At 68.6% G+C, this 15,037-nt stretch carries 13 protein-coding genes; 8 read left to right on the forward strand and 5 right to left on the reverse strand.

Annotated elements, in window-relative coordinates; genetic code table 11:
* Positions 1-215 precede the first annotated feature (215 nt).
* Entirely contained in the window at positions 216-1,319 is a 1,104-nt protein-coding gene (gene ddlA / locus AC6LJ5_RS28125; RefSeq protein WP_498142231.1) for a D-alanine--D-alanine ligase, read from the forward strand.
* Between the two features lie 52 nt (positions 1,320-1,371).
* On the opposite strand, the gene AC6LJ5_RS28130 is transcribed toward ddlA, so the two are convergent.
* Complete coding sequence (locus AC6LJ5_RS28130; protein WP_103273769.1) at positions 1,372-1,890, reverse strand: GNAT family N-acetyltransferase; 519 nt, start codon at positions 1,888-1,890, stop codon at positions 1,372-1,374.
* Positions 1,891-2,024: 134 nt separating this feature from the next.
* Between AC6LJ5_RS28130 and AC6LJ5_RS28135 the strand changes: the two genes are divergently transcribed.
* From AC6LJ5_RS28135 to AC6LJ5_RS28145, 3 genes are all read left to right on the forward strand, one after another.
* Positions 2,025-2,825, forward strand: coding sequence for an aspartate dehydrogenase (locus AC6LJ5_RS28135; protein ID WP_103273768.1), 801 nt, complete (start codon positions 2,025-2,027; stop codon positions 2,823-2,825).
* 100 nt (positions 2,826-2,925) lie between these two features.
* The gene (locus tag AC6LJ5_RS28140) at positions 2,926-4,656 is read left to right on the forward strand and encodes an Hsp70 family protein (RefSeq protein ID WP_498142232.1); all 1,731 of its coding nucleotides are present in this window, start codon (positions 2,926-2,928) and stop codon (positions 4,654-4,656) included.
* Positions 4,657-4,660: 4 nt separating this feature from the next.
* Positions 4,661-6,082: a TonB family protein gene (locus AC6LJ5_RS28145; protein ID WP_498142233.1), complete on the forward strand. Its 1,422-nt coding sequence runs from the start codon at positions 4,661-4,663 to the stop codon at positions 6,080-6,082.
* Between the two features lie 36 nt (positions 6,083-6,118).
* On the opposite strand, the gene AC6LJ5_RS28150 is transcribed toward AC6LJ5_RS28145, so the two are convergent.
* Together AC6LJ5_RS28150 and AC6LJ5_RS28155 are read right to left on the reverse strand one after the other, a co-directional pair.
* A complete protein-coding gene (locus tag AC6LJ5_RS28150) occupies positions 6,119-7,936 on the reverse strand; it encodes an ABC transporter ATP-binding protein/permease (RefSeq protein WP_392412601.1) in 1,818 nt (605 codons plus the stop codon).
* A gap of 84 nt (positions 7,937-8,020) precedes the next feature.
* A complete protein-coding gene (locus AC6LJ5_RS28155; RefSeq protein ID WP_498142234.1) occupies positions 8,021-8,923 on the reverse strand; it encodes a LysR family transcriptional regulator in 903 nt (300 codons plus the stop codon).
* Positions 8,924-9,045: 122 nt separating this feature from the next.
* On the opposite strand from AC6LJ5_RS28155, the gene AC6LJ5_RS28160 reads away from it, so the two are divergent.
* Both AC6LJ5_RS28160 and AC6LJ5_RS28165 read left to right on the forward strand, forming a co-directional pair.
* The gene (locus AC6LJ5_RS28160) at positions 9,046-9,870 is read left to right on the forward strand and encodes an amidohydrolase family protein (RefSeq protein WP_392412600.1); all 825 of its coding nucleotides are present in this window, start codon (positions 9,046-9,048) and stop codon (positions 9,868-9,870) included.
* Positions 9,867-10,856: a tripartite tricarboxylate transporter substrate binding protein gene (locus AC6LJ5_RS28165; protein ID WP_498142235.1), complete on the forward strand. Its 990-nt coding sequence runs from the start codon at positions 9,867-9,869 to the stop codon at positions 10,854-10,856. The genes AC6LJ5_RS28160 and AC6LJ5_RS28165 overlap by 4 nt, the downstream gene beginning before the upstream one ends.
* A gap of 104 nt (positions 10,857-10,960) precedes the next feature.
* Here AC6LJ5_RS28165 and AC6LJ5_RS28170 read toward each other — a convergent pair whose 3' ends face one another.
* Complete coding sequence (locus AC6LJ5_RS28170; protein WP_103273761.1) at positions 10,961-11,491, reverse strand: YbbD-related protein; 531 nt, start codon at positions 11,489-11,491, stop codon at positions 10,961-10,963.
* Positions 11,492-11,854: 363 nt separating this feature from the next.
* Between AC6LJ5_RS28170 and AC6LJ5_RS28175 the strand changes: the two genes are divergently transcribed.
* A complete protein-coding gene (locus tag AC6LJ5_RS28175; protein WP_498142236.1) occupies positions 11,855-13,615 on the forward strand; it encodes a putative bifunctional diguanylate cyclase/phosphodiesterase in 1,761 nt (586 codons plus the stop codon).
* Positions 13,616-13,656: 41 nt separating this feature from the next.
* Here AC6LJ5_RS28175 and AC6LJ5_RS28180 read toward each other — a convergent pair whose 3' ends face one another.
* Complete coding sequence (locus tag AC6LJ5_RS28180; RefSeq protein ID WP_498142237.1) at positions 13,657-14,586, reverse strand: hypothetical protein; 930 nt, start codon at positions 14,584-14,586, stop codon at positions 13,657-13,659.
* A gap of 234 nt (positions 14,587-14,820) precedes the next feature.
* Here AC6LJ5_RS28180 and AC6LJ5_RS28185 point away from each other — a divergent pair.
* Positions 14,821-15,037 (forward strand): RNA-binding S4 domain-containing protein (locus AC6LJ5_RS28185; protein ID WP_498142238.1); only part of this gene is annotated, 217 nt, incomplete at its 3' end.

Here is a 15,037-nt window from a genome sequence, read left to right on the forward strand (position 1 = left end):
GGAGGCGACTTGGCGGGCATGGCGAGGGTCCGGGGAAAGCGGGGCTTTGATCTAGAAAATTTTTTCTAGAATAACTTTTCTAGAACAGATTGTCTATGTCGAAACAGACTGTGCACTTCATCACAATGCGCAAGATCCGGCATCCGTCCGCCAGCGCGCGGGGATAATATGCGGCTCCGATAGAATTCCCCTATACGAGAAAAGGACGAACAGCAATGAGCGGCAAGACCCGGGTAGGCATCATTTTCGGCGGCAAATCGGCGGAGCATGAGGTGTCGCTGCAATCGGCCAGGAACATCGTCGACGCGCTGGACAAGGAACGCTACGAAGCCGTGCTGATCGGCATCGACAAACAGGGTCAGTGGCACGTCAACGACGCTTCGAACTATCTGCTGCATGCCGAGGATCCCACCCTCATCGCGCTGAACCGAAGCAACGTCGAGGTCGCGCTGGTGCCCGGCAAGCAGGAACGCCAGCTGGTGGGCGCCGGCGGCGCGGCGCCGGCCTTGGGCCAGATCGATGTGATCTTCCCCATCGTGCACGGCACGCTGGGCGAGGACGGCTCGTTGCAGGGCATGCTGCGCCTGGCCAATCTGCCTTTCGTCGGCTCGGACGTGCTGGGCTCGGCGCTGTGCATGGACAAGGCCATGACCAAGCGCGTGCTGCAGGCCGCCGGCCTGGCCGTGGCGCCGTTCGAATCCTATACCTGCGCCACCGCCGCGCGCGCCCGCTACGCCGAGCTGGCCGCCCGTCTCGGCCCGGTGCTGTTCGTCAAGCCGGCCAACATGGGATCCTCCGTGGGCGTGAGCAAGGTGCGCAACGAGGCCGAGTTCACGCAGGCCATGGCGTTGGCGCTGCAGTTCGACCACAAGGTGCTGGTGGAACAGGCCATCGTCGGCCGCGAGATCGAATGCGCCGTGCTGGGCAACGACGACCCGCAGGCCAGCGTGTGCGGCGAGATCGTGCTGCGCGATGAGTTCTATTCCTACGACACCAAGTACATCGACGAGGATGGCGCCGCCGTGGTGGTGCCGGCGGACATCAGCGCACAAGCCAGCGAGACGATCCGTGGCGTGGCGCTGGACGCCTTCCGCGCGCTGGAATGCGCGGGCCTGGCGCGGGTCGACGTGTTCCTGACGTCGGACGGCCAGGTCATCGTCAACGAGGTCAACACCCTGCCCGGCTTCACTCGCATCAGCATGTACCCCAAGCTGTGGCAGGCCAGCGGCATGAGCTACCCGGAACTGGTCACGCGGCTGATCGAGCTGGCGCGCGAGCGGCATGCGCGCGACGCCATGCTGAAGACCTCGATCCGCTGAAGCCGGCGCGACTGGCGTCCGGGGCGGCCCAAGCCGCCCTGGACGCCGCCCCTCAAGCCGCGCCGCCCTGTTGCGGCGCGCGCGCCGCGAAGGCCTCGTGATAGGCCACGTCGCCGCTGGCCGGCCGCGTGTAGACCAAGGCCATGAAGTACTCGGGCGGCACGCCCGGGTAGCGCAGGTCCGGTCGCGTCTCGAAGCCGAAGCGGCGGTAGTACGCCGGATCCCCCATCACCACGCAACCCGCCGCGCCCAGCGCCCGCAGCCGCGCCAGGCCCTCGCGAATCAGCGCCGCGCCCACGCCCCTGCCCTGCATGCCGGGCAGCACGGCCACCGGGCCCAGCCCGTACCAGTCCGCCGAACCATCGCCGATCGTCACCGGCGAGAACGCCGCGTGCCCCACCTGGCGGCCGTCTTCATGCGCCACCAGCGACAGGGTCAACGCGCCCGCGCGGCGCAGCGCGTCATTGATGTAGCCCTCGGTCTGCTCGCTGTGAGGATGGTCCGCGAAAGCGGCTTGCGTCAGCGCGAAGATCGCGTCGATGTCGGCGGGGGTTTCGGGAAGAATGCGCATGTGAGCCTCCAGTAAAGCGAAAAGCAAGTTTACGCGGCGATCCGCCTTGACCCTCGCCGGCGGGCTCGCTACATTTTGAGGCCGGCCGCGACTGCGTCCGCGCCCCACCCACACAGAACGCCCGCAGGATCCTCATGAACAGCTACCGCGTCGGCATCGCCGGCTTCGGCGCCATCGGCCAGTCCGTGGCGCAATCCCTGAACGCCGGCCTGCCCGGCCTGAGCCTGGCGGCCGTGGCCGTGCGCGACCCCAAGGCCCCGCCCGCCTTCGACTGGCGCGAGCCGCCGCGTTTCAGCACCCTCGCCGACCTGCACGCGCATTGCGACGTGGTGGTGGAGTGCGCGCCGGCCGCCGTGTTCCGCGAGCTGGCCGAGCCCGTGCTGCGGGCCGGCAAGAAGCTGGTGGTGCTGAGCTCGGGCGCGCTGCTGCGCCACGCCGACCTGATCGAACTGGCGCGCCAGCACGGCGCCCAGATCATCGTGCCGTCCGGCGCCATCCTGGGACTGGACGCGATCACCGCCGCCGCCGAAGGCGAAATCCATTCGGTCACGATGATCACGCGCAAGCCCGTGCGCGGCCTGCTGGGCGCCCCCTATCTGGCGGACAACAACATCGACCTGACCGGCATCACCGAGCCGCGCCTGGTGTTCCGCGGCTCGCCGCGAGAGGCCGCCGTCGGTTTCCCGGCCAACCTGAACGTGGCGGTCAGCGTGTCGCTGGCCGGCATCGGCCCGGACCGGACCACGCTGGAAATCTGGGCCGACCCGGCGCTGGAACGCAACATCCACCGCGTCGAGGTGGACTCGGACTCGGCCTCGTTCTCGATGGAAATCCAGAACATCCCCTCGGCCAATCCCAAGACCGGCCGCATCACCGCGCAAAGCGTCATCGCCGCGCTGCGCAAGCTGACCGGGCCGCTGCGCGTGGGCACCTGAATCCGGGCGGCGCCCGGCACGCGCCGCCGCGGCACGCGACACCGACTGGACGCCGGCGCGCCTGACGCTCGCGCCCCGCTCGTTTGCACCAGAGAAGAAAATGATCATCGGCATAGACCTGGGCACAACCAACAGCCTCGCGGCCATCTGGCAGGACGGCGCCTCGCGCCTGGTGCCCAATGCGCTGGGAACGTATCTCACGCCCTCTTGCGTCAGCCTGGACCAAGACGGCTCGCTGCTCGTGGGCCAGGCCGCGCGCGAACGCCTGCAAACCCATCCGGACCGCTCCGCCGCGCTGTTCAAGCGCCATATGGGCAGCGACAAGCCGTTCCGGCTTGGCGACCGCGATTTCCGGGCCGAGGAACTGTCCTCGCTGGTGCTGCGCGCGCTGAAGGCCGACGCCGAAGCGCTGCTGGGCGCGCCGGTGCTCGAAGCCGTCATCAGCGTACCCGCGTATTTCTCCGACTCCCAGCGCCAGGCCACGCGCATCGCGGGCGAACTGGCCGGCCTGAAGGTCGAGCGCCTGATCAACGAACCCACCGCCGCCGCGCTGGCCTACGGCCTGCACCAGCAGCAGGATGAAACCCAATTCCTGGTGTTCGACCTGGGCGGCGGCACCTTCGACGTGTCGGTGCTGGAGCTGTTCGAGGGCGTGATGGAAGTGCGCGCCACGGCCGGCGACAACTTCCTGGGCGGCGAGGACTTCGTCGCCGAGATCGTCAAGCAGTTCCTGCAACGCGCCGAGGTGCCGGCCCAGGCCCGCGACGATCCTCGCTTCATGCAGCAACTGCTGGCGCAGGCGGAAATCGCCAAGATCAAGTTGTCGCAGCAGGCCGAATCGCGCCTGCGCGTCGCGTGGCGGGACACGGAGTACGCGCTCGACCTGACCCAGGACCGGCTAGCCGACTGGAGCGAGCCGCTGCTGGCCCGTCTGCGCGCGCCCGTCGAACGCGCCTTGCGCGACGCGCGCATCCGCAGCGCCGACATCGCCACCGTGGTCCTGGCCGGCGGCGCCACGCGCATGCCGCTGGTGCGCCAGCTCGTGACCCGCATGTTCGGCCGCTTTCCCAACATCGAGATGAACCCCGATGAAGTGGTGGCGGCAGGCGCGGCCGTCATGGCAGGGCTGAAGATGAAGGACCAGGCGCTGGACGAAGTGGTCATGACGGACGTGTGTCCCTACACGCTGGGTGTCGAAGTCACGCGCACCCTGCCGTCGGGCCAGCGCGTCGACGGACACTTTTCTCCGATCATCGAACGCAACAGCGTCGTGCCGATCAGCCGCGAGGAAACCTACTCGCCCGTGGACGACGACCAGCCCGAAGTGGAGCTGAACATCTATCAGGGTGAATCCCGCCTGGTGCGCGACAACATCCTGCTGGGCACGCTCAAGATGCCGCTGTCGCGCCGACCGCGCGCCGAGTCGTCGTTTCAGGTCCGCTTCACCTACGACGTCAACGGCCTGCTGGAAGTCGAGGCCGGCATGCCCGGATCAAGCCAGCGCCAGCGCATCGTGATCCAGAACGCCGACAGGCATATGAGCGACGCCGAGGTCCGACGCCGGCTGGAAGAACTGGCCTCGCTCAAGATCCATCCGCGCGAGCAGACCGCGAACCGCACGCTGCTGGCGCGCGCCGAGCGGGTCTATCAGGTATTGCGGGGCGACGAGCGGCAACATCTGGCCAATGAAATCCTGCTGTTCGAGCAAGTGATCGAGCAGCAGAACGCACGCCTCATTCCGCCCGCGCGAGCCCGGCTGACGCAAGAGGTCGACGCACTGGAACGGTACAGCGTGTTCGATCGCGCCTACGATCCCGGCTACAGCGAATAGCCGCATGCCTGACGCACTGTTCTCGGCGCTGGGCATCTCGCCCACCACCGACCAGAAAGCCATCCGCCGCGCGTATGCCGTGCTGCTCAAGCGCATGGACCAGGCCAGCGACCCGGAAGGTTTCGCTGCACTGCGCGAAGCCTACGAGCGCGCACGCGCCTGGGCCGAATGGCAGCGCGAGCAAGACGACGACGCGCCGGAACCCGGCCCCTCGCCGATGGAAACGGAAACAGCCGCGGCACCGCCCAGCCTGGATCCCGCGTCGGCCCAGGACGAATCACGTCCCATCGACACACCTCGCGCTGGCAAGGCCGCTCCCGCCTGGACGGCGCCCGCACCCGCGCCCGGCCCCACACCCGAACAACAGGCCGAAGGCGTGATCCACTGGACGCGCACGCTGATGCAGGCGGCCGCCGACCAACACACTACGCTGTTGGGAAAGGCGATGCTGGACGAGCGCCTGTCGCGCCTGGATGCCGTCGAGCAACTGTCCGCCAGCCTGGCGCAGTCCATCCGGGACCAGCCGGACCGGCAACTGGCGCTGTTCGAGGCGGCGACCCGCCACTTCGGCTGGAACGAGGTAGGTCAGCCGTTTCCCGACGACTGGAACCTGTCTCTCTGGTTCCAGCGCATTCAGGATCAGATGGAATTCCTGGCCCGCCTGCCGCCGGAACAATATCCCGCCATGCAAGCCGCGCTGCGCGCGGCGCGGCGGTGGCGCAAGCCCATGTTCTGGCAAGCCATCAAGCACGGCGACAGCCTGGAGACGTTGTGCCGTGAAGCCCCGGACCTCGCCGTGCTCGACATCGGCGCCGGGGCCGCGACGGCTTGGCGCGGCGCGGCGGCGCGCTGGCTCCTAGGGCGGTGGCTGCTCGCCTGGATGTCGATGCATCGGATCAAGGTCTGGGTCGCCATCGTCTGCGTGCTCGCGCTGATCTACATGTATCACGACGCGCATCGTCCATTGACCTATCCGCAGGTCGCGCCATTGCGTTCCGTGAAGATGGACGGGCACGTCACCGTCAAGTCCCTGACCATGAAGTCCTACGCCGAGCATTGCGTCAGCGGTCCGCTCGCCGACCTGGGCTGGTGCACCGTGCTCGGCGTACCCCCTGGCCGGTGGCCCGACGATCTGCCCGACGCGCGGGTCTTCGCGAAATATCCCGATCCGATTTATCCCACGTGGGAATGGCGCAACGGCATCGGCGGCGTTGTCTACATGCGCGTGCTGCTGGACGAAAAAGGCGTGGTGCGGCATGCGGTCATCCTGTCGCCCGATCCCAACCGCGCGCTGAACATCACTGCGCTCGCGGCCGCGGACCAGGTCCGCATGCAGCCCGTCGAACGCGACGGCAAGCCATCGTTCAGCCAAGCCGTACTGGTGTTCCGGTACATCCCCGATTCGCCATCGAGCCGGCAACGTTGACGGCCACGGCCGCTGGCGTATCCGCCGGACGGCATGCTAGGCCGCCTCGCGCCGCGGCGTTTCCTCCATCGGCCCCACCGACCACCTGCCCGTCCCATCCAGCTCCAGCCGGTGGCTATGGAACGCATCCAGCGTCCCTCGATGCCCCACGCTGACCAGCATCGCCTCGGGCAGGTCCGCGCGCAGACGGCGGTACAGCGCATGCTCCAGCCCCTCGTCGGTCGCGGACGTGGCTTCATCCAGGAACACGATGGCGGGCCGGTTGTACAGCACCCGCGCGAACGCCAGGCGCTGCTGCTCGCCGATGGACAGCACGCGCGACCAGTCGGCGGCTTCGCCCAGGCGCGGCGCCAGATGGCCCAGATTCACGCGCTCCAGCGCGTCGGCCAGGCGCGCATCATCCTGCGGGCCGGCAAGACCCGGATACGCCACCGCCCCGCGCAGCTCGCCCAGCGGCAGATAGGGCCGCTGCGACAGGAACAGCGCCCGCGCGCCCAGCGGCCGGCGCAGCCGGCCTTGCGCACAGGGCCACAAGCCGGCCAGCGCGCGCAGCAGCGTGGTCTTGCCGCTGCCGGACGGCCCCTTGATCAGCAGCGCCTGCCCCGGCAGAAGACGCAGGTCCAGGTCGCTGACCATGGGCCTGCCGTCAGGTCGCTGCACGCTCAGGCCATCCAGCGCCAGCTCGCCATGGTCCTCGGCGGTCACGGCCGGCAAGGCGCGCGCGGCCTCGTTGGCATCCAGGAAGCCGCTCAAGCGGTCCAGCGTGGCGCGGTACTGGGCGAAGGTATCGTATGAGGTGCGGAAGAAGGACAGCGCGTCCTGCACCTGCCCGAAGGCCTGCGAGGTCTGCATCATGTCGCCCAGCTTGATCGCGCCGGAAAAAAAGCGCGGCGCCTGCAGCAGGAAGGGAAACACCACCGCCACCTGGCTCACGGCCAGGTTGAAGCCGTCGAACTTCAGGCCCCGGTAGACGCGCGCCCACAGATTGGCCACATAGGCCAGGAAGCGCTCGCGCAGCGTGGCGCGCTCCACGCCCTCGCCCTGGTAGAACGCCACGTTCTCGGCGTTCTCGCGCAGCCGCACCAACGCATAGCGGAAGTTGGCGGTCAGGCGCTCGGACAGGAAACTCAGCCGGATCAGCGGACGACCGATGCGGAACGCGAACACGGTGGCGATGACGACGTACAGATAGACCATGAACACCATGGCGCGCGGGATTTCCACGCCCGCCACAGCCAGAGCCCCCGACAAGCCCCACAGGATGGCGGTGAACTCCACCAGCGAGACCACCGCGCTCAGGGCGCCGATGGCCAGCGTGCGGGTGCCGGCGACGAACAGCCCGATGTCCTGCTCGATGCGCTGGTCGGGGTTGTCGACGGGCTGGTCCAGGAAATGGCCGCGATAGTAGGCGCGGCCGTCCAGCCAGTCATGCGTCAGGCGCTCGTTGAGCCACACGCGCCAATGGATGTCGAAAGCCTGGCCGGCATAGCTGTCGACCAGCGTGCGCAGCACATGCACGGTGGCCAGCACGCCGAAGATGGCGAGGAAATGCCAGAAAGCCGTTTGGTCCAGCGCCTGCAGCGCGCTGTAGAAGCCGTTGTACCAATAGGAAAACAGCACCGTCATGCGCACGGCGAACATGGCCAGGAACAGCAGCAGCGCGACGGTCAGCAGCGGCCGCCAGCTGCGCCGCGGCGTCAGGTAGGGCCAGGCCAGCCGCCAGAACTTGCGGCCCCAGCCGGTGAAACGCGCCAGCAAGGTGGCGGACACGGCCAGCGCCACGGCCGTGATGAAAAAGGCGCGCAACAGCCACCATGCGCTTTGCGCGAGCTGGTCGTTCCAGTTCAGGTCCATCGCTTGGAAACCTTGTGCGAGATTTCCAAGTTAGACGGGGCGCGCGAGCCGAGTTCCGATGCGCTCCGCCGCCTTAAGCCTGGCTTAAGTCTGCGCCGCGCCGGCGGGCCGCAAATCCAGGTTGGCGAACAGATCAGCCAGCGTCGGCACCGAGCGCGCGGGCCAGATCGCGCTCAGGTCAAAACTGGGCAGCGACTGTCCGTCGCGCACTTCGCAAAAGCGCACGCCGCTGAAATCCATCGACCGGATCCAGCTGGGCAGCAGCGCCACGCCGCAGCCGCCGGCCACGCAGGACAGCACGGTCAGCGTGCGGTTGGCCTCCTGCGCCACATGGGCGTCGTGGCCCGCCTTGCGCAGGGCGTCGAGGATATCCGCATAGAACGAAGGCAGCTGCGCCTGCGGATACATCACCAGGCCGGCCTGCGCGATGCGCGCCAGCGAGGTCTGTCCGTCCGGGTCCAATTCGAACTCGTCGGGCACCGCGGCCACCAGCCGCTCGCGCAACAGCTGGCGTTCGCGCATGTGCCCGCCCACCGCCACCGGCGTGTGCATCAGGCCGATGTCGATGCCGCCGTCCTGCAAGGCCTGGGCCTGCTCGGCATTGCTCATTTCGCGCAGCACCACCTTCACGCCCGGCGCCTGGCGCCGCAGTTCGCGCAGCGCGCGCGGCAGCGTGTCGAACAGCGCCGAGGTCACCAACCCCACCGTCAATTGGCCGGCGCTGCCGCGCGCGATCTCGCGGGCGCGCTGCTCGGCGGCGTCGATGCGGGCCACGCTGACGCGCGCGTCCTCGACGATGGCCAGCGCCGCCGGCGTGGGCGCGGCGCCCAGGCGTGAGCGCTCGAACAGGCGCACGCCCAGGTCCTTTTCCATGCGGCCCAGCGCCTGGCTCAGCGCGGGCTGCGCGATGCCCAGCCACTCGGCGGCGCGGCTGACGCTGCCGTGGTCCATCACCGCCAGGAAATAACGCAGATGCCGGGTTTCCATATCGATTCGGTATGAATAAAACATTTTCTAACAATAGAAAACTATACCCTTCCTTCCTAGAATTCCGCCATACGGAAAACAGGCGCCCGCCCCAGGCCAGCGCTACCCCGCTGGAGATCCGCTTGCAAGGCCCCGCCATCGACACTCACGCGCACGTCTTTCGCCAAGGACTGGCGCTGGCCGACACGCGTCGGCACACGCCGGACTACGACGCGACGCTGACGCAATACCTGGCCTTGCTGGACGCGCACGGCGTGGCGCGCGGCGTGCTGGTGCAGCCCAGCTTCCTGGGCACCGACAACAGCCATCTGGTCGCGGCGCTGCGCGCCGCCGCCGGCCGGCTGCGCGGGGTCGCCGTGGTGTCGCCCGACATCGCGGCGGCGGATCTGCTGGCGCTGGCCGAGGCCGGCGTGGCCGGCATCCGGCTCAACCTGATCGGCCTGCCCCTGCCCGCGCTGGACCAGCCCGCCTGGCAGGAATTGCTGGCGCACGTCAACACGCTGGGCTGGCATGTGGAAGTGCATCTGCAGGCGAGCCGCCTGCCCGCTATCATGCCGGCCCTGCTGGCCGCCGGCTGCCGCGTGGTCATCGACCACTTCGGCCGCCCGGACCCGGCCCTGGGCATCGCCGACCCCGGCTTCGCCTACCTGCTGCGCCAGGCCGACAGCGGCCAGGTCTGGGTCAAGCTGGCGGCGCCCTATCGCAACTGGCCGGCGCCGGACTGTGCGCGGGCCGGCCGTGAAGCCGCCCGGCTGCTGCTGGACGCCTACACGCCCGACCGACTCATGTGGGGCAGCGACTGGCCCCATACCGAGCATCGCCACCTGGCGTCCTACACCGCGGCGACGCAGTGGCTGGACGCCTGGATCGACGATGCCGCGGCGCGGCAAGCAGTGCTTGCCGATACCCCGCTGCGGTTGTTTCAATTCACTGGAGAAGCACCATGACCCCTCTGTTCAAACGCGTCGCCCGCCGCGGCGCCCTGCTGCTGGCCGCCGGACTGCTGGCCGGCGGCGCCGGCGCGGCCTCGGCCGCCTACCCCGAGCGCGCGATCACGCTGGTGGTCACCTATCCGCCCGGCGGCACGGTCGACGTCGTTGCCCGCCTGATCGGCCCCAAGCTGGCCGCCGAGCTGGGCCAGCCCGTGGTGATCGAGAACCGTGGCGGCGCGGGCGGCATGATCGGCGGGGCGGTCGTCGCCAAGGCCCAGCCCGACGGCTACACGCTGATGCTGGACGCCTCGAACCACGCGCAGAACCCCGCGCTGCACTCGCGCATGCAGTTCGACACGCTGAGCGCCTTCGCGCCGGTGTCGCTGCTGCTGCGCGTGCCCAACGTGCTGGTCGTGACGCCCTCGTATGAAGTCAAGACCGTGGCCGACCTGATCAAGCTCGGCCAGCCGGATCAAAAGAGCCATGTCTACTTCGCCTCGGCCGGTCCCGGCTCGGCCCAGCACCTGGCCGGCGAGCTGTTCAACCTGCTCGCCAAGACCCAGCTGCAGCACGTGGCCTACAAGGGCGGCGGCCCGGCCATGATCGACGTCATGTCCGGCCAGGTGCCGGTCATGTTCGCCAGCATGGGCTCGGCCTGGCAGCACGTGAAGAACGGCAAGCTGCGCGCCGTCGCGCTGGGCGGCTCGACCCGCTCGCCGGCCGCCCCGGACCTGCCCACCATCGCCGAATCCGGCGTGCCCGGCTACGAGACCTATGAATGGAACGCCGTGTTCGCGCCGGCCGGCACGCCGCCCGAGGTCGTCACGCAGCTGTCGCAGGCGCTGGCCAAGGTGCTGAAGGACCCGGCCATCGCCGAACAGCTGGCCGGCATCGGCGCCGAGCCCATCGGCTCCACGCCCGCCGAACTGGACGCCTTCCGCCGCGCCGAGATCGAGAAATGGCAGCGCGTGGTCAAGGAAGCCAATCTGAAGCTGGACTGAAGTCTGGATTGAATACGGCCGGGCCGAGACAGGCCCGGCTCCCGGTTTGCCGGTTTGCGGCGCTCTTCGGAGCGCCGTTTTTTTGCGCCGTCGCGACCGGATCCTTATGCGCCGGGTTCGGATTCACAGTACCGGCCTGCCGCCTGCTTCATCGCAGGGGCGTCCGCGCCGGCCGGGGCGCTCGCCAGACCGACCATGAAATACCGGCCATCGACGGCGTCGTCCTTGCCGATCAGGTAGAGCGTGTCCGACCCGCCGCCCTGGGACTGCGCCCGCGCGCACCAGGCCCGGCCGATGCCGCGCTGCTGCTCGCGCAACAGGCGCAGGCCTTCGGCGGAGGCGCCGGTTTTCAGATGAACGTCGAAATCCGCCATGGCCTTGGCATCCAATGAAAACCCGGCATGGAAATAGTTCGTGTCGACCCGCGTATACAAGACAATCTGTCGCGCCGACGCGGGCAGGAACACCGGAAACCAGGTGTAGCTGCCCTGCCCTTCGGCCCGCATCGCATCATAGGACTCGAAGCGCCGCTCCTGGCCGTCGTCGAATCGCGCAACCAGCGAGACGCCCGCCAGCACGACGACCAAGGCGACGAGCGCGCGGATCCTCGCCGGCATGGAATTCAGGAATCGCATCAGGTCCTTTCCTTGTGTTGCGCGGCCGCATCTTCCGGTGCCGCGCGCCCTCATTGCCCGCACGCCCGCCAGGACGCCCGGCCTGGCCCATGCCCGGCGACAAGCTTTTATCACAACGCGCGGGCAAGCACGCGGCAACCCGCTTTCGCGCCATTGCCCGAAGGCGCGAAAGCCGGCGCCGGCCCCCGTCCGACAAGCGCCGGCAGCATTCTTCTCCGGGTTTGCCTGGATGAGATAAAACATCAGAAACCTTGCAGAATATTGCATACCGCGCATCCAGTTCCGGCCGGCGTGGCCCGGGACGCGACGCCATGCCTGAGCATCTTCATTCCTACACCGCTGCACCAAACCGGCATAAAAAAGATGACACCAAAGAGCAATGCGCCCGTCCCCTTCCGGCCCGAGGCCGGCCTGCCCGCGACCGACCCGGCCGCGTCCCAAGCCATGCTGGACAGCCTGAGCGATCCCTTCATCTGGCTCGATGCGGAATGGCGCGTGCGCTATCTGAACCCGGCCGCGGCGCGCCTGCTGCGGCGCGACCTGGGCGAGCTGGCCGGCCACAACGTCTGGGACAGCTATCCCGACCTGGCCGGCTCGGGCTACCACGACGCCTGCCGCGCCGTCGCCGCCACCGGCCAGCCGGCGGCCCATACCGGCTACTACGCGCCGCTGGCGTCCTGGTTCGAGGCGCGCGCCTTTCCGGCGCGTGACGGCATCGTCCTGGTGCTGCGCGATGTGTCGCACGTGCACGCCAAGATCTCGCAGCTACGCTACCAGGCCACGCACGATTACCTGACCGGCCTGCCCAACCGCCGCCAGCTCATGGACACGCTGTCCGGCGCCATCGCGGAGGCCGCCGCCGGCCTGGGCCGCCAGCGCACGCTGCTGGCAGTGCTGTTCCTGGACCTGGACCGCTTCAAGGAAGTCAACGACACCTTCGGCCACGCCGAGGGCGACGCGCTGCTGCGCGACGTGGCCGAGCGGCTGCGCCGCTTCCAGACCCCGTCCATCTTCTGCGCGCGCGCCGGCGGCGACGAGTTCGCGCTGGTATTGCGCGACACCACCGAACGCGCCGCCGAGGCGCTGGCCAACTCCCTGCTGAACCTGCTGTCCATGCCGCACCAGATCCACGGCCGCCCGGTATCGCTGGGCGCGAGCATCGGCATCGCCACCATGAATTCGCCGGCCGATTCCGCCGACGTGCTGCTGGCCTACGCCGACGCGGCCATGTACGCGGCCAAGGCCGCCGGCCGCTCCCAGGTGCGCGTCTACCGCCACGAACTGAGTCCCGGCTTGCAGGAGCGCAACGCGCTGCGCGGCGACATCCAGGCCGCGCTGGACGGCAACCAGTTCGAGCTGCATTTCCAGCCCCAGGTCGACATGCGCAACGGCGCCATCTGCGGCGCCGAGGCGCTGCTGCGCTGGCGCCATCCATCGCGCGGCCTGCTCGGACCGGCCTCGTTCCTGGACGTGCTGCTGGACTCGCCCCAGGAACTGGCGCTGACCGAGTGGGTGGTCGACACCACCTGCTGGCACCTGAGCGAATGGCTGACCATCGGGCTGCCCATCCCCAAGGTCTGCCTGAACCTGTCGGCCCGGCAGCTGCTGGCGCCGAACCTGGCGGCCACGCTGGTGGGCCTGTGCCAGTCGCACGGCGTGCCGCCCGAGCGGCTGGAGGTCGAGATCACCGAGCACACGCTGATGGGCGACGTGGACCAGGCCACGGCCGCGCTGCGCGAACTGCGCCAGGCCGGGATCAGCGCATCGCTGGACGACTTCGGGTCGGGCCAGGCCAGCATGGCCTATCTGATGCAGGCGCCGATCAGCACGCTCAAGATCGACAAGTCCTTCGTCTGGGCGCTGGGCGCGGTGCCCACGGCCACCGCCGTGATCCGGGGCATCGTCCGGCTGGCTCATTCGCTGGGCATGCGCACGCTGGCCGAAGGCGTGGAGACCGAGGCGCAGCGCCAGATGCTGCAGGACGAGGGCTGCGACGCGATGCAGGGCTATCTGTTCAGCCGCCCCCTGCCCCCGGCCGCCTTCGCCGCGATGATCGCCGCCGCGACCGCCGGCGACACTCCGGACAGGGATGAGCGCGACGAAGGCGGCTTTTCGCCGCCCTGACGCAGCGTGCAGCGGTGCCCTCGCGCGGCGCCGCGAGGCGACTATTTCTTCGGCGACACCTGCTCGCCGGATGCCACGCAGGCCTTGATGTCGACCTTGGCGTTGTTCACCAGCACATCGAGCCTGCTCTGTTTTTCCTCGGCGCTGAGCGCCTGGGTTTCCATGATTCCTTTCGCATCGGGGACGGCCAGCAGGCCCTTGTACAGCGCGATCACCGCCGCCGGATTGATCGGCGGCGGCGACAACTGTCCGAGCTGGCTGCGGACCAGGAACAGGACGTCGTCGGCGCCTTGCTGCGCGGCATTGGCGACGTCCCTGCTCCGCGGATCGGTTCCGTCGGCCGCCACTCCCAGCAGTTCGGCCTGTCCGGCGAACCCCGTCGCCGTGGTGATGATGCAGGATACCTTGCGCGCGCCATCGTTGTAGATATTGCGCTGCGCCGCCAGGTCGTAGCGCGAGCCCATCAACCCGGACACGGTGGCGATGCCCGCGCCGGACGCCGCCGTCGCCACATTGCTCACGATGCCCCCGACCGCGCCGACGACAGCGCCGACCATGACGCCGTCGCCAGTCTGATAGAGCGCCTTCTGCGCCCGGTCGGCCTGATTCTGGTAGGCCGCGCGCTGCTCATAGAGTTTGGACACCGTCCTGGGCAGATCCGAGATGGCGACCACCCGCTCGGGCTTCTTGGCTACGCCATCTTTCGCGGGCTCTTCCGGCAAGGTTTCGCGCATGACGAACGGAGATGAGGTCTTGGTATCGCTGGCCGCATCGAACACCGGATACATGGGCGGCACGGCGGCGCAGCCGCCCAGGCCTGCGAGGCCGACGGCAAGAACGGTTCTTTTCATTTTTCGTCCTATCGAGCAGGAAACAGCCAAAAGGGGAAACTGCCGGAAGTCACGCGCCTGCGCATCGCCATGGGACGGGCGGCAGCCTGCCGCGCCGGATGGCGGCGCGCGCGATGGCATGGATTTCCCCTCCCAGGGAAGATGGCCTGTCTCGCCTCCCGCCACCGATTGCCGCGGCGGGTCCCGGACGCGGAATTATTGAGGAATCGTCGCCCAGGCGGCCACATCATCGACAAGCGCCCGGCAATAGTCAAGTGAAGCTTGCATGCACAATCCAAGGCCCTGCCCGCCTGGCCGAGGGTAGACAGGCGACGGTTTATCATCTTGCCTTTCCCCGCTGCACCCCGAATTCACATGGAAAAGATCCGGCTCGACAAATGGCTGTGGGCGGCGCGCTTCTACAAGACGCGCAGCCTGGCGTCGCAGGAGATCGGCAAGGGCCGCATCCTGGTCAACGGCCAGCCGGCCAAACCGGCGCGCGAAGTCGCGCCCGGCGACCGCATCCAGGTGCGCAAGGAAGACCCCGCCATCGAGGTGCTGGTGCGCGCGGTGAGCGGCGCGCGCGGCCCCG

It is taken from the genome of Achromobacter sp. 1011791174, from assembly GCF_059760925.1.

Coding starts and splice junctions, on each gene's coding strand:
- AC6LJ5_RS28165 (WP_498142235.1), top strand. CDS start 9,867: ATGACCCCTCTGTTCAAACGCGTCGCCCGCCGCGGCGCCCTGCTGCTG.
- AC6LJ5_RS28150 (WP_392412601.1), bottom strand. CDS start 7,936: ATGGACCTGAACTGGAACGACCAGCTCGCGCAAAGCGCATGGTGGCTG.
- AC6LJ5_RS28170 (WP_103273761.1), bottom strand. CDS start 11,491: ATGCGATTCCTGAATTCCATGCCGGCGAGGATCCGCGCGCTCGTCGCC.
- ddlA (WP_498142231.1), top strand. CDS start 216: ATGAGCGGCAAGACCCGGGTAGGCATCATTTTCGGCGGCAAATCGGCG.
- AC6LJ5_RS28155 (WP_498142234.1), bottom strand. CDS start 8,923: ATGGAAACCCGGCATCTGCGTTATTTCCTGGCGGTGATGGACCACGGC.
- AC6LJ5_RS28135 (WP_103273768.1), top strand. CDS start 2,025: ATGAACAGCTACCGCGTCGGCATCGCCGGCTTCGGCGCCATCGGCCAG.
- AC6LJ5_RS28130 (WP_103273769.1), bottom strand. CDS start 1,890: ATGCGCATTCTTCCCGAAACCCCCGCCGACATCGACGCGATCTTCGCG.
- AC6LJ5_RS28140 (WP_498142232.1), top strand. CDS start 2,926: ATGATCATCGGCATAGACCTGGGCACAACCAACAGCCTCGCGGCCATC.
- AC6LJ5_RS28145 (WP_498142233.1), top strand. CDS start 4,661: ATGCCTGACGCACTGTTCTCGGCGCTGGGCATCTCGCCCACCACCGAC.
- AC6LJ5_RS28175 (WP_498142236.1), top strand. CDS start 11,855: ATGACACCAAAGAGCAATGCGCCCGTCCCCTTCCGGCCCGAGGCCGGC.
- AC6LJ5_RS28180 (WP_498142237.1), bottom strand. CDS start 14,586: ATGCCATCGCGCGCGCCGCCATCCGGCGCGGCAGGCTGCCGCCCGTCC.